11 protein-coding genes are annotated in these 14,380 nt (G+C 45.5%); 2 read left to right on the top strand and 9 right to left on the bottom strand.

The genetic code is table 11. The features are described from left to right. Nucleotides 1-132: 132 nt before the first annotated feature. Nucleotides 133-2,295, bottom strand: coding sequence for an alkyl/aryl-sulfatase (locus RA178_RS08110; protein ID WP_263139154.1), 2,163 nt, complete (start codon nucleotides 2,293-2,295; stop codon nucleotides 133-135). A gap of 744 nt (nucleotides 2,296-3,039) precedes the next feature. On the opposite strand from RA178_RS08110, the gene RA178_RS08105 reads away from it, so the two are divergent. Both RA178_RS08105 and RA178_RS08100 read left to right on the top strand, forming a co-directional pair. Then, entirely contained in the window at nucleotides 3,040-3,996 is a 957-nt protein-coding gene (locus RA178_RS08105) for an IS110 family RNA-guided transposase (protein ID WP_306684556.1), read from the top strand. An 813-nt stretch (nucleotides 3,997-4,809) separates the two neighbouring features. Further along, entirely contained in the window at nucleotides 4,810-7,266 is a 2,457-nt protein-coding gene (locus RA178_RS08100) for a S8 family serine peptidase (RefSeq protein ID WP_306685095.1), read from the top strand. Between the two features lie 83 nt (nucleotides 7,267-7,349). Here RA178_RS08100 and RA178_RS08095 read toward each other — a convergent pair whose 3' ends face one another. The 8 genes from RA178_RS08095 to tgt form a co-directional block, all read right to left on the bottom strand. Beyond that, the gene (locus RA178_RS08095) at nucleotides 7,350-7,895 is read right to left on the bottom strand and encodes a YaeQ family protein (protein ID WP_028761068.1); all 546 of its coding nucleotides are present in this window, start codon (nucleotides 7,893-7,895) and stop codon (nucleotides 7,350-7,352) included. 176 nt (nucleotides 7,896-8,071) lie between these two features. Further along, nucleotides 8,072-8,983: a precorrin-2 dehydrogenase/sirohydrochlorin ferrochelatase family protein gene (locus RA178_RS08090; protein WP_306685094.1), complete on the bottom strand. Its 912-nt coding sequence runs from the start codon at nucleotides 8,981-8,983 to the stop codon at nucleotides 8,072-8,074. A 19-nt stretch (nucleotides 8,984-9,002) separates the two neighbouring features. After that, nucleotides 9,003-9,362, bottom strand: a complete 360-nt coding sequence (locus RA178_RS08085) for a rhodanese-like domain-containing protein (protein ID WP_263222652.1) — start codon at nucleotides 9,360-9,362, stop codon at nucleotides 9,003-9,005. Nucleotides 9,363-9,490: 128 nt separating this feature from the next. Further along, on the bottom strand, nucleotides 9,491-9,808 hold the full coding sequence (locus RA178_RS08080) for a putative signal transducing protein (protein WP_028761071.1): 318 nt from the start codon (nucleotides 9,806-9,808) through the stop codon (nucleotides 9,491-9,493). A gap of 234 nt (nucleotides 9,809-10,042) precedes the next feature. Then, a complete protein-coding gene (gene secF / locus RA178_RS08075) occupies nucleotides 10,043-10,990 on the bottom strand; it encodes a protein translocase subunit SecF (RefSeq protein WP_113941669.1) in 948 nt (315 codons plus the stop codon). Nucleotides 10,991-11,002: 12 nt separating this feature from the next. Next, the gene (gene secD / locus RA178_RS08070; protein WP_173496405.1) at nucleotides 11,003-12,853 is read right to left on the bottom strand and encodes a protein translocase subunit SecD; all 1,851 of its coding nucleotides are present in this window, start codon (nucleotides 12,851-12,853) and stop codon (nucleotides 11,003-11,005) included. Between the two features lie 17 nt (nucleotides 12,854-12,870). Continuing rightward, the gene (gene yajC, locus RA178_RS08065; protein ID WP_007649452.1) at nucleotides 12,871-13,203 is read right to left on the bottom strand and encodes a preprotein translocase subunit YajC; all 333 of its coding nucleotides are present in this window, start codon (nucleotides 13,201-13,203) and stop codon (nucleotides 12,871-12,873) included. A 27-nt stretch (nucleotides 13,204-13,230) separates the two neighbouring features. Further along, entirely contained in the window at nucleotides 13,231-14,355 is a 1,125-nt protein-coding gene (gene tgt, locus RA178_RS08060; protein ID WP_006082277.1) for a tRNA guanosine(34) transglycosylase Tgt, read from the bottom strand. Nucleotides 14,356-14,380: the final 25 nt, after the last annotated feature.

The raw sequence follows: 14,380 nt of genomic DNA, 5'->3' as shown, positions 1-14,380 counted from the left end.
TGCAGTTGGCACAAAAATAAATCACCTTAAGGTTGCAGCACTGGCGTATTGACACCGCTGCAACCTATTGTAAGCAGGGGAAGTGAACCTCAACGCTCTACATTCTTGCAAAAGGATGAGAGAAAAGACGCATTAGCCCCCCGAAGTATTACCGGGCTCTTGAACTTCAAACGGGTCTTTAACAAGATCTTGATGAGGTTTAACGGCCTTGGTACCAGGCAATAGTTCAAAACTAGGAGTAAATCTAACCAAAGAACTCCGCAGCAAATCAAACGGCTTGCGGTCACCTTCAAGCTTAGCTTTACCTTCCTTAATCAACTGGTCAAATGTTGCTTTCCCCCCCATAACGGTTTCTAGGTCTACACGGTTGACTCTAATAGTCAGATCCGGATTCTTAGCCAACTGTCCCTTGATGTTCGTCAGTGTTGAATTGCTTAGCTCAACGATAAACATCTCACCATTATCAGGCGTGATCAGATTAATGACTGCCTTGACTCCCTCCACTTTGGTGCTATCCATGCTGATACCCATAAAATTCAACCAAAGCTCGGTGGTCATACCGCGAATGGTATCCGGACCGCTAGATTTGGGTGGTACACCACTTGGCAGACCATGGCGCAGTTCATAGGCTGCAGCCAGGAAGCTGTTACGCACGCTCGGGCTTTCCTTCTGATAGCCTATCTGCTCATAGACATCTGCCAACAAGTCTTTGGCAGAAACATTCTCAGGTTCGGCATAGACTAATTTATTGAGGATCTCAACAGCTTCGAAATACTTGCCCTGATCCTGCAGTTGCTTACCCTTAGTCATTATCTTCTTAGCGCCACCCATCATCTCGACATAAAGCGGTGCTGATTCTCTGGGTGAAAGCGGCATCAGAGTCGCGGGGTTTGCATCCCAGTAACCAAGGTACCTGTTCATCACAGCACGGCTGTTATGCTCGATAGAACCGTGGTAGCTATGGGCCGCCCACTGTACTTGCAGGCTCTTAGGTTGTTTATAGACGTTGTGGATTTCGTTTATCGTCACACCTTTGTTCGCATGGTGCAGTACGTTGTTGTTAAGGTGACCATAAGCATCACGCTGGGTGCGCATTATTTCCTGTATGCGTCCGTTACCCCAACGTGGCCAACTATGTGCAGCGAACATGTATTCGGCCTCAATACCGTAACGATACAGTGCCACATTGATGTGCTTGGACCAAGCCAGTGCATCACGCACTAATGCGCCACGCAGGGTGTAAATATTGTGTATGGTACCGGTGATGTTCTCTGCAGCCCAAAACGCTTTTAGCTGCGGGAACCAAGTATTCATTTCAGCAGGCGCTTCGGTGCCAGGAGTACTTTGGAACTCCATAATGACCCCATCGACGGTCAGCGTCTCGAAGTCTTTTTCTATATAGCGTGACGGTTGAATTAGACCTGTATTACCCGAAGCGGTATTTTTCCCAATTGATTGATCAACATGACCAAACGGGCTACGTGGAAGTAGCACGCCGTATTGAAAGAATGAACGGCGGATCATTGCATTGCCTGCGTAAACGTTCTCGGAAACAGCATGTTCCATAAAGCCACTCGGCGCGATCACTTGCACCTTGCCACTCTTGACATCAGCCTCGTCAATTACACCGCGTACACCACCGTAATGGTCCAGATGTGAGTGCGAATAGATCACCGCGACTACTGGCCGAGGACCGAGTTTTTCGTTGATTAACTTCAACGCTGCTGCGGCAGTTTCCTTCGCTGTCAGCGGATCAAACACGATCCAACCCGTGTCGCCCTTGATAAAACTGATGTTGGCAAGATCGAAACCACGGACCTGATAAATCTTGCCCGGAACCACCTCATAAAGGCCATAAGCCATGTTCAAGATGGCCTGGCGTTGCAACGAAGGGTGGATGCTATCGAAATCCTTACCCTGCAGTAGGTATTCGTAACTACCCATATCCCAAGCCACGTTGCCAGCCTCGGCCATAATTTGCTTATAGGATGGCGCGACAATGAAGCCCTTCTTGGCTTCCTCGAAATCACGCTTATCTTCAAAAGGCAGGGTCTTGCGTAGGCCATTCTGCAGTTCGACCGTAAACGTCGACGGCATTTTACCTTTGGGATCGAAATGCTTACCTTCCATGGCACCAGGGTCTACCAGCACGCCTCCGCCACCTGCTGCTAAAGTGTCACCGCAGATAAAGAGCGTTCCGACCAAAAACAGGCTAAACACATTTTTATGTCGCATATGATTTCCTTTCAAGTTTGAAGAGTAAAATAGCAAGCAGACATCTTGTAAAGTACTCATACGCGTTTATCCCATGAGACCTATGCAGTCTTTAAGGCCAGTAAAAATGCGTATTTTTAACTACATATTAGTTATCAGCTTCCTAAAATATAACATCCGACAAAACGCGCATGTGCGGGTTCCAAACCTATTGTTTCAAGCTGTAAAACATAAGTTATTTGTCATAAATGTTAATCGAATGTAAGGATGGCACAGGTGCACTAGTATTTTTATTTTTTCCTTTGAAACTTGATCAAAGTCATTAATTTAGCGCAAATAAACAGTATAAAAAATCGGATATCATGAATATAAAAAACCCGTTTCTACACCTAATTCAAGAATAAATGCGTATGCAGGATTAGAGATTAGAACTGAAAAAACTACCTGCATTGGATCAAAAAAATTATTAACGTTCACCACGAGTATCATCCTGAAACGATGGAAACTGAAGTGGCCATACAATACTTAACCTTCCTTATCCATAAATAAAATATGGCTCTCAATACGCAAAAAGTTGTGCTCAACACATTAATCTATTTGTATGGATAATAAACTCACCTGATTACAAATAATTTCCAGTTTCGGGTAATGTGAGACCCAGGCTTTAGCTGCAACTAAAGCTTTCCTTGTCGTAGTTCGATTGAACGCTGGCTCCTCTATTGAGAGACCGATAACAAGAAAGAACGCGACAAAGGACTCCAAGCAAAATACTCGAATAGTCTACTGGGTCTCGAACCCGCATTTGCAAGCAAGAGTTAGCTTATTATGAAAACAACTTCTAATCAAAACATTAACGTAGGTGTTGATACTGGCAAGTTTCAACTCGACATTTATATCCGCCCTCTCAATATCTATTTCACTGTATCGAACGATGAAAAAGGGATTAAAGAGGCCGTCAAAACTATTAAAAAATACACTCCTGAGCGCATCGTTATCGAAGCGACAGGTCGTCTTGAAATGCCCTTCATTATGGCCTGCGCTGAGGCAAACTTACCTTTTGTCATCGCAAACCCTGTTCACATAAAACGCTTTGCTGGTGCCATTGGTCAACGGGCAAAAACTGACAAGCTTGATGCGCAACTTATAGCGCATTACAGCGAAGCGATTAAGCCGACCTTATCAACTTTAAAACCTGATTTAATGCGTGCTATGAGTGATTTAGTCGCAAGACGAAATCAACTATTGGTGATGCAGACTATGGAAAAAAACCGCCTTCAAATATTGCCAAAAGAACTTGAAATGACCATTAAACCTATTTTAACGGCGTTCAAAAATCAGATTGAAAAGATTGAAATAAAAATCGTTAAACTCATTGAGTCAAACCCTGATTATCAAGCGAAAAATATACTGCTTCAGAGTATGAAAGGTATCGGTAAAATCGCCGCAGCTTCCATCATCAGTAACTTACCAGAATTGGGTTATATCAGTAACAAGGAAGCAAGCGCATTGGTCGGTGTGGCACCGATGAATAAAGAAAGCGGGCGCTTTAAAGGCATGCGAAAAATACAAGGAGGAAGGCATCAAGTGAGAACGGTTTTATATATGGCAATGATGTCAGCCATACAATCTAACCCGGTTTTTAAGAGCACCTATCAGCGATTAGTTGCCACAGGGAAACCTAAAAAAGTGGCTATCATTGCCTGTATTAGGAAGATGGTGGTGACGTTAAATTCGATGTTGAGAGACGGTGCCCTATGGGAAGCGCCAAAAGCGATAAATTAGTTATTGACGCCATAGTCTCTTGTTACGGAATCATCTGTATCATAAGCTTGGAAATTTAATTTTTTTGCTATGCCACTAAGCAGTGATATTCATCCACCGTTTTATCACTTTCAGAAGTCTTATAACGATTAAATGAACTTATTAGCCATAACAAACAAATAATAGAGCAGTGCTATAACGGACGATTGTGGATCTCAAAATACCTAAGATTACCTATGCAAAATATTGATATTCAAAAATACTTAGTAACACGGTACATAAAGCCCAAATAGCTAAACGTCTTACCAACGTACTTTAAAGTACAATGTTGCAATCCAGTTATTTCAAACTGACCGAGATATTAGCCGTCGTCAATCCATTGGCAACTGCCACCCTATTGACAGTCTTTTGCAACAATTTCGCATAATCAATCACTTGAGAAAATCTTATCATTATGATGAAAACTTAAAGTTTGTTTTTGTTATTTTTAATTACAAAAAAATATATATATAAATTTCAATGCATTGCTAACAGCAAAATCAATCAAAAACCCGTATATGAAGTCGTAAATTCGCATTCACTTATTCACGTTTATCACATAAAAAAACAAATATTTTAATAGAATTTGGTTACAACTCGTTACAATTTGAATTTATATGCACTATAAATGCCTATTAAATCTAAATACTTACCAACCGCCATGCTGTTAACAAATCATTTACAAATACTGTGGTCGCAGATAAATTCACTAACCGAGTAGCATCTGAGTCGTAGTTATTCTTATGAAACATAAAATAATAATGATTAACACTAAATTGACCATGGAAGAAGAACATGACAATCAACAGAACCACTAAAATAGCGTTAAGCCTTTCAAGCTTAGCTATTGCGATCTCAGCCGGTGTACAAGCAGCACCACAAGCCCCAGGTTTTGCCGCAGCATTACAAGCACAAACCTCCCCACTGCCAAAGCGTTACATTGTGAAGTTTAAAAACACTGATGCCGCGGCCATCATGTCAGCCAATAGTGTGCAATCAACGAGTGATCTGCAGTCACTCAATGACGCGACAACAGATACGCTACCAACCACAATGAATTATCAGCCACAAATGGCTGAAATCAGTGCCCAACATACCGCATTAAATAAAGTACAAGCGAAGGAAATGAAGCGTATCGGCCGCAGTAACAGTTACTCGGTGAAACTCGATGCCAAAGGGATCAATGCCTTAAAAACTCGTGCTGATGTGGAATATGTCGAAGAAGATATGCCACGCCGCTTTCTAAGTGAAAGTACGCCTTGGGGCCAAACTTTTGTGGGAGCAACCCAGCTAAGCGACAGCCAAGCGGGCAACCGCACTATTTGTATTATCGACTCAGGCTACGACCGTAGTCACAGCGACTTAGGTGGCAATAATGTCACAGGGACCAATAACTCAGGCACGGGTAACTGGTTTGAGCCGGGCAATAATAACGCCCACGGTACCCACGTTGCGGGGACGATTGCGGCGATTGCCAACAATGATGGCGTGATCGGCGTTATGCCAAATCAAAATGCCAATATTCATGTGATCAAAGTGTTTAATGAATCTGGCTGGGGCTACTCTTCATCCTTAGTCGCTGCCGTAGACACTTGTGTCACCAACGGCGCCAATGTTGTCACTATGAGTTTAGGTGGTTCAGGTTCTAGCACCACTGAGCGTAACGCTCTGGCTGCCCACTATAATAATGGTGTTCTCCTGATTGCTGCTGCGGGTAACGATGGGAATAGCACTCACAGCTACCCAGCATCCTACGATGGCGTCATGTCTGTCGCCTCTGTGGATAACCATAAAGACCACTCAGCATTCTCCCAATACACTAACCAAGTGGAAATATCAGGCCCTGGTGAAGCCGTTCTATCGACTGTTACCCGTGGCGAAGGCCGTTTAGCCTATATCACTATCGGCAGTCAGTCTTACTTTGACTCAGGTGTCGTGCCGCACAATCGCCTGATATCCTCTGGTGGCAGCTATGTCCCCGCACCATTTAACGGTACCAGCACTGCAACTTTGGCAGAATGTACCGTTAGCGGCACAAGCTTCAACTGCGGCAACATGACCAATAAGATTTGTTTAGTGGAACGTGTTGGTAATCAAGGCACTAGCTACCCTGAAATTAACGCAGCTAAAGCCTGTAAGAATGCGGGTGCCAGTGCGACGATTGTTTACAGTAACGCGGCATTACCCGGCTTACAAAACCCCTTCCTTGTCGATGCTAACAACGAAATCAATATGGTTTCTGTATCTGTTGATCGTGCAACAGGTTTAGCATTGCGCAATCAACTGGGCGCCACAGTCACTGTCAGCAACCAAGGCAATAAAGATTACGAGTACTACAACGGTACATCAATGGCGACACCGCATGTGTCAGGTGTTGCGACCTTAGTGTGGAGCTACCACCCAGAATGTAGTGCGGCGCAAGTCCGTAACGCATTGAAAATGACCGCCGAAGATCTTGGTACTGCGGGTCGTGACAACTACTATGGCTATGGTTTAGTTAATGCAGTTGCAGCAAAAGCCTTCCTAGACGCATCTTGTACTGGTCCAACGGGTCCTGTCGATCCAACCGAACCGGGCGATAGTGTTCTCGTGAACGGTGTGGCGAAAACAGGTTTAGCAGGCGCAACAGGTGAAGAATTACATTTTTCATTTGAAGTTCCAGCAGGTGCAACTAACCTAGGCTTTGTGATGAACGGTGGCACAGGTGATGCGGACTTGTATGTGCAATATGGCGCGGCGCCAACCACCACTAATTACGATTGCCGTCCGTATAAAAGTGGCAATAGTGAGTCTTGTCCAATCACCAACGTACAATCAGGCACTTACTATGCCATGGTAAAAGGCGATTCGGCTTTCACTGGTGTGTCGTTAACGGCGAACTACACAGCGTCTAATGGCGGCGGTACGCCAACGAGCTATACCAATACTGATAACTATAATATTCCTGATAACAAAGCGGCGGGGATCACTAGCCCAATCACGGTTACTCGCACAGGTGATTCAGGTACTGTGACTGCAGTCGTGAACATAGTCCACCCTTACATTGGTGACTTAAAAGTGCAGCTGATCAGCCCTTCAGGAAAAACGGTCACCCTGCATAACAACACAGGTCTTGGTGCAGACAATATCAACAAGAGCTATACCGCAGATATGACAGGTGCGAATTCGAACGGCGTATGGAAGTTAAAAGCCGTAGACAGTGGCCGTGGTGATGTTGGTTATATCGATAGCTGGGAACTGAGCTTCAAATAAATCAAAATCGATACTCTTACTGATACTTAAAAGTGATAAACGGAAAGAGCCTGCAATTGCAGGCTCTTTTTTTACAAAACATGTTATTCAATATCTTTGAGAATTTCAGGCTCAATCAACACGCTGGTTTCATTATCCGATAACCAAATTTGGCCTTCACTAATCGAAACTTGCAATGCCATATTACGCCCAACAAACGCTTCCATCGCCGTGACGGATTCTTCGGCAATATTCCACACTTTTAAATTCTGATAACGCTCTAACGCTTGCTGATTCTGTTTCCACCAAATCGGTACACTGCGACCACCATAGGTAAAGAGCTGTACGACTTTGGCACGGCCGCTGGCCTTTCGAAGCCATTTTTCATCGGCCTGACCAAACTCAACCCACAGCTCAATTTCACCGGATAGGGTTTTGTCCCATAGCTCTGGCTCGTCATCGACGCACAGACCTTTACTAAAACTTAAGGTTTCGCTGGCATTCACAATAAACGCGAGTAAACGCACCATCATGCGGCCATCGGTTTCAGAAGGATGCTGGGCAAGCGTCAATTGATGGTCTTGGTAATAATTCCGATCCATATCGGCAATCTGTAAATTGACTTTAAACACGGTCGCCTTGAGGGCCATAGTCATCCTAAATGCAGAGTGAAATCCTGAAACAGCGAAATCCTAAAATAAGGCTGCCGAGTCTACCTGAGACTCGGCATTAGCTCAAACGAACAATAGAATACGCCCATGAAATCGAACAAAACGTGCAATCGAACAGAAGGTTAAATCGAACCCAAGGCTGAATCGGTAAGAAATTAAATCGCACCGGGTCGCAGATGTTTAGCCATGGGGAAATGGGCTTTCAACAAGCTGATTTTTTGCGTATCCGCTACCAGTAGCATGCGCGTACCCAGCTCATACTGTTGACTCAACTCACTGAAAGCGGGTAAAAAACCGCGATCTGCGTCGCGGCGAACAAGTTCAGCGAGTTCAACGCTTAAATCACCTTGGCTGTATATACAATCGAGGCGCTGCAATAGCGGCATGGCGGCGAGCGGCAGTAAGTCCACAGAGGTTGTATCATCCAACAAAAGGATTTCGCCGCGGCTGACTAAGTTATTAAACGCATTATGGTAATGCTCAGTGGTACGACTATCGAAACGGTCGCCATTGGTATCGAAAAAACGCTCCCAAAATAAGCGGCGTTTCGAGGTTGAATCGAGTTTATCTTGTACTTCGACGCGTCTATCAGCGACAAAATCGAATAACGGTTTGAGTGACTGCGGTAGGCTAGATTCTAAACGCGAGCGAATCGTGCGTGCAAATACCGGTGCAGCGCCCGCAGTGCTGATCGCGACCACTAAACGACCTCTATCCACAATAGAAGGAGTGATAAAGCGGCAAAAGGCGGGATTATCAACAGCATTAACCCAGATACCACGCGCAGTAGCTAAGGTCGCTAGCTCGGCATTAAGACTGTCGTTTGCCGTAGCTAAATACACTAAATCATAATTTTGAATGTCGGCATGGACGACTTCACGCTGGGATAACAAAATGCGGCCAGCATCTGCATAACGTTGTACTTCAGGGTTCACCTCTGGCGCTACCACGTGGATATTGGCTTCAGTACGTGTCAGCAGTGCTAACTTACGGCTCGCCACATCGCCCGCGCCCACCAGTAGAACATTCAAATTAACCGTATCGACAAACAAGGGAAAATATTGCATTAGATGAGATCCTGAACGCTTAGTCCTGCACCACTGGCAGTTGACGCTGTACCCAGCCCTTATAGCCACCAATCATAGAGGCAACGTGGGTGTAACCCATAAGTTGCAGATTATGGGCAGCCAAGGCGGAGCGCGCACCACCCGCGCAGTAGAGTAATATGAATGTATTTTTATCGGGGAAACGCGCTTCGATATCACGCTCTAAAATACCCCGGCTTAAATGTTTCGCTTGGGGTAAATGATCTTGCAGCCACTCACGATCCTCACGCACATCAACAAGGTGCCAGCGGTCATCAGCCTGATAAGCTTCGATTGTCACTTCGGTGATATTAGGCAGAATAGCGTCAACAAGGGCGGAAAATGCATTGGGATGCTGCATCACTAACTCCTAGATAAGATATTGAATGACATGATGAATGTCAGCTTATCAGCAAAGTGTAATCTTCTCATCCTGCAGACGCAATCTTTCAGCCTCACCGCAAAGCTGAGAAGGTTACCAGTGAAAGGCTAGTTGTGGCTTTCGCTGCGCTCTGAGCTACATTGCCAGCAAAGCTCAAAACTGCCTTCATTAGTCTCATGGCATTGCACACACTGCCATTGCGGACTTTCAACATCCAACGCATTCAATTGAACTTGTGCCGACGCGTATTGGGACTCACCTACCCATAACTCGACGTTTTGCATCCCAGTAGGGAGTTCACCAATACCGCCTAATAACGCTTCACCTCTGAGTTCAACATGAATGCCACAGGCCTCCAATAAACCTTTCCATGTATGGGCCTGCAATAAATTACCACCAGCAACTAACACTTTACGTTCTTCCATGCGACATCCTACGGCTACAACTCTCTAGAATATGGGTTGCCGACATCCTACTGCTAAATAGCCGAGGCTGTCGAGCGCTGATTTTTACATCAGTTGTTAAATAAATTAACATTCACTTTTTACAGCATAACTGACTATAACTTTGTGAGTTTGCTAGCAGAATGTCAGATACGCCTCAAAATTGATGCAAAAAAAAGCCACCTCGTCGGTGGCTTTTTAACTCTAAATTAACCTTTAAGGCATCATAGGAGGTTGGTCTGCGCCTTCTTTCTCAATCTCAACTGGCATCATGTGTTCACGATTGATACCCAGTTTAACGGCCAAGAAGCTCGCCACATAGATAGAGGAATAAGTACCCACAAAAATCCCCAACAGCAATGCAGTCGCAAAGCCATGGATCATAGTGCCGCCCTTAAGGAACAAGGCAACAACAGTCACCAAAGTCGTGCCCGTTGTAATAATGGTACGGCTCATAGTTTGAGTGATTGAAATGTTAACTATTTCTTCAGGATCGCTCTTACGCAGCTTAAGGAAGTTCTCACGGATACGGTCAAATACCACAATAGTATCGTTAAGTGAGTAACCCACCACCGTCAACAAGCCCGCCAATACGGTCAAGTCAAATTCCAATTGAAATAACGAAAACACCCCTAAGGTCACGATGACATCGTGCGCCAGTGCCGCTACAGAACCAAACGCTAAGCGCCATTCGAAACGAAACGACACATAGATCATGATACAAATCAGCGCAACTAATACCGCCAATGCACCTTGCTCTGCCAGTTCTTTGCCCACTTGTGGGCCAACAAACTCAACACGCTTCTGCTGCACTTGTGGGTCAACTTTCTGCGCGGCTTCCATGACAGACTTAACCTGCACATCGCTCTTAACGCCTTCTTTCACCTGTAAACGTACAAGTACGTCACGGCTAGAACCGAAGTTTTGCACGATCGCACCTTCGGAATCTGGCGTCGTCAGTTGCACACGCAGCGCATTCAAATCAACCGGCTGAGTAAACTCCATTTCAACAACAGTACCGCCAGTGAAATCAAGACCCCAGTTAATACCGTTAGTCGCGAGTGATACCAGCGAGCCCAGCACTAACACTGCCGACATAACGCTAATAGGCAGTGCATGGCGGAGGAAGTTTACTGTATGTTTTAAGGATAAAACTTCAATCATTGTCACTTCCCCTTAGATAGACAGAGTCTTCACGCGCTTACCACCCCAAATCGCGTTAACGATTGAGCGAGTACCCACGATGGCGGTAAACATAGAAGTCGCAATACCTATCATTAAGGTCACAGCGAAGCCTTTAATCGCACCAGTACCTACGGCAAACAAAATGAGCGCAGTGATGAAGGTGGTGATGTTCGCATCGGCGATAGTTGAGAAAGCATTACCATAACCTTCATGGATTGCCTGCTGTACGCTACGTCCCGCACGAAGCTCTTCACGAATACGCTCATAAATCAGCACGTTGCCGTCAACCGCCATACCGACCGTCAACACCATACCGGCAATACCGGGTAGGGTTAACACAGCGCCAGGGATCATAGACATAACGCCTACAACCATGACTAAGTTTGCGGTTAAAGCCAGGTTAGCAATAAGCCCAAAGCTACGGTAGTAAACCAACATAAAGAGTAAGACAACTGCCATACCCCATACCATAGCTTGTACACCGCTTTGAATGTTTTCAGCACCTAAGCTTGGACCAATGGTACGTTCTTCAACAATTGATACAGGAGCAATCAAGGCTCCCGCACGCAGTAATAGCGCAAGGTTTTGTGCTTCACCATGACTTAAGCCAGTGATCACAAAGTTACGGCCTAAACGGGCTTGAATGGTCGCGACAGAAATCACTTCTTGGATTTTCTGCATCTTAACACTGCCATCGGCATTGCGATCACCACTGTCTTTATATTCGATGAACAAAGTCGCCATAGGCTTGCCTATGTTGTCTTTGGTCACGTCAGAGAAAATGGTACCGCCTTTAGCGTCGAGGTTGATACTGACCTGAGGACGACTGTACTGGTCAAAGCTAGGTTGTGCACCAGTGATATGGTCACCCGTCAACATCACTTCTTTCTTCAATATCACAGTGCCACCTTCGCGGCGCTGATACACTTCAGAACCCGCAGGTACACGGCCTGATTGCGCAGCATTCGGATCGGCTTTGTCATCCACCATGTGGAATTCAATTGATGCGGTTGCACCTAAGATTTCCTTAGCGCGAGCCGTATCTTGCACACCTGGCAGCTCAACGATAATGCGCTCGGCGCCTTGACGTTGTACTACAGGCTCAGCCACACCTAACTCGTTAACACGGTTACGAATGGTAGTAATGTTTTGTTGCAGTGCTTCTTCTTTAATCTGCTTTAGATAAGCTTCACTCATCACAGCTTGCAGCGCGAAATCTTCGCCACGGCTAGCGTCGGTGAACACCATATCTTTATTGCGAGTCTTAAGAAAACGCTCGGCAGTCGCTAAGTTTTCAGCATCACGGAACTTGATTTCAATTCCAGTGGCATTAACACGAATACCAGCATAACGAATGGTTTCTTCACGTAATTGTGAACGGAAATCAGCGACTTTAGCTTCTTCCATCTTACGAATCGCTTCGCCCATGTCCACTTCCATGAGGAAATGCACACCACCGCGAAGGTCAAGACCGAGCTTCATTGGGCTGCCGCCCATGGACTCGAGCCACTTAGGCGTCGCAGGCGCTAAGTTAAGTGCCACAGTAAACTTGTCACCTAAGCTGTCAGCAATCAGTTCTTTCGCCAGTAGCTGTTGATCCGCATTTTGCAAACGGACCAACAACTGACCTTTTTCAAGCTCAGAGCGCTTTACCGCAATGCTCTTACTGGCTAACAGCTCGTTCACACTGGCTTGGGTAGATGCTGTTACTTCAGCACCTCGAGTCGCCACCACTTGCACCGCATGATCTTCACCAAAAAGGTTAGGTACGGCATAGAAACAACCTATGGCGATGACGAGCATCACCATAATGTTTTTCCACATTGGGTATTTATTTAACACGCCTGAGCCCTCTTGGCTTACAACGACTGGATAGAGCCCTTAGGCAATACAGCTGCAATATAGTCTTTTTTGATCGTGATTTGTGTTGTGTCGTTCAAGCTCAGTAACACGTAATCGCTTTCGTCGCTGATTTTTGCAATCTTGCCTAAAATCCCACCACTGGTTAACACTTCATCGCCTTTGCCTAATGAAGACATCAGATTTTTGTGCTCTTTAACGCGTTTTGATTGCGGACGGAAAATCATGAAATAGAAAATCAGGCCGAAAATTGCCAGCATGAAAATCAGTTCCATCGTGCCGCCACCTTGTGGTGCGCCGGCAGCGCTTGCATATGCATTTGAAATAAACATAGTTTTTCTCTTCTTATTAGCAAAAAATCAATCGACTAACTCTGGTACTTCGCGACCTTGACTGGTATAGAAGTCCGCCACAAAGGCGTCTAATGTACCCGTCTCAATCGCACCGCGCAAACCTTCCATTAACATTTGATAGTATCTCAAGTTGTGAATGGTGTTTAAACGCGCACCCAGAATCTCATTACAACGATCTAAGTGGTAAAGATACGCCCGTGAATAATTTTTACAGGTATAACAATCACACTTAGTATCAAGTGGTGACGTGTCATCTCTATGACGCGCATTGCGTATTTTGATCACACCTTCACTCGTAAACAGATGACCGTTGCGGGCATTACGGGTTGGCATCACACAGTCAAACATGTCAACACCACGACGTACACCTTCAACTAAATCTTCTGGTTTACCGACCCCCATCAGATAGCGAGGTTTGTCTGCAGGAATTTGCGGGCAAATATGCTCAAGAATACGATGCATATCTGCTTTAGGCTCACCGACGGCCAAACCACCGACGGCATAACCGTCGAAACCAATATCGACTAAGCCTTTTAAGCTTTCGTCGCGTAAATCTTCATACACACCGCCCTGAATAATACCGAAGAGTGAGTTAGGGTTCTCTAAACGGTCAAATTCATCACGCGAACGTCTCGCCCAACGCAAAGACATCTGCATTGACTTGCGCGCTTCATCTTCAGTGGCAGGATACGGGGTACATTCGTCAAAAATCATCACCACATCACTGCCCAATGCATCTTGAATTTGCATTGATTTTTCAGGATCTAAGAAGATTTTCTCACCATTTATAGGCGAACGGAAATGCACACCTTCTTCGGTGATCTTACGGATATCGCCAAGACTAAACACTTGGAAACCGCCCGAGTCCGTTAAAATAGGACGCTGCCAGTTCATAAAGTCATGCAAGTCACCGTGCTTACGCATGATTTCTTCGCCTGGGCGCAACCATAAATGGAAAGTGTTACCGAGCAAAATATCCGCGCCAGTGGCACGGACTTCTTCCGGTGTCATGCCTTTCACTGTGCCGTAGGTTCCTACCGGCATAAAAGCGGGGGTTTCTACTGTGCCACGATCAAAAATTAACCGACCACGGCGCGCACGCCCGTCGGTAGTGTCTAATTCAAATTTCATAATTCACCTCGCCAGATAAACAGTC

Origin of the sequence: Shewanella oncorhynchi (assembly GCF_030848765.1) — a bacterium.
In the GTDB taxonomy this organism is placed as follows: domain Bacteria; phylum Pseudomonadota; class Gammaproteobacteria; order Enterobacterales; family Shewanellaceae; genus Shewanella; species Shewanella oncorhynchi.
The sequence above is the reverse complement of the archived record's forward strand: the minus strand, read 5'-3'. Positions and strand labels throughout refer to the sequence as shown.

Bases quoted from the DNA above. Each gene is read 5' to 3' on its own strand.
- RA178_RS08105 (WP_306684556.1), top strand. From the start codon at position 3,040: ATGAAAACAACTTCTAATCAAAACATTAACGTAGGTGTTGATACTGGC.
- tgt (WP_006082277.1), bottom strand. From the start codon at position 14,355: ATGAAATTTGAATTAGACACTACCGACGGGCGTGCGCGCCGTGGTCGG.
- secF (WP_113941669.1), bottom strand. From the start codon at position 10,990: ATGATTGAAGTTTTATCCTTAAAACATACAGTAAACTTCCTCCGCCAT.
- yajC (WP_007649452.1), bottom strand. From the start codon at position 13,203: ATGTTTATTTCAAATGCATATGCAAGCGCTGCCGGCGCACCACAAGGT.
- RA178_RS08100 (WP_306685095.1), top strand. From the start codon at position 4,810: ATGACAATCAACAGAACCACTAAAATAGCGTTAAGCCTTTCAAGCTTA.
- RA178_RS08095 (WP_028761068.1), bottom strand. From the start codon at position 7,895: ATGGCCCTCAAGGCGACCGTGTTTAAAGTCAATTTACAGATTGCCGAT.
- RA178_RS08090 (WP_306685094.1), bottom strand. From the start codon at position 8,983: ATGCAATATTTTCCCTTGTTTGTCGATACGGTTAATTTGAATGTTCTA.
- RA178_RS08085 (WP_263222652.1), bottom strand. From the start codon at position 9,362: ATGCAGCATCCCAATGCATTTTCCGCCCTTGTTGACGCTATTCTGCCT.
- RA178_RS08110 (WP_263139154.1), bottom strand. From the start codon at position 2,295: ATGAGTACTTTACAAGATGTCTGCTTGCTATTTTACTCTTCAAACTTG.
- RA178_RS08080 (WP_028761071.1), bottom strand. From the start codon at position 9,808: ATGGAAGAACGTAAAGTGTTAGTTGCTGGTGGTAATTTATTGCAGGCC.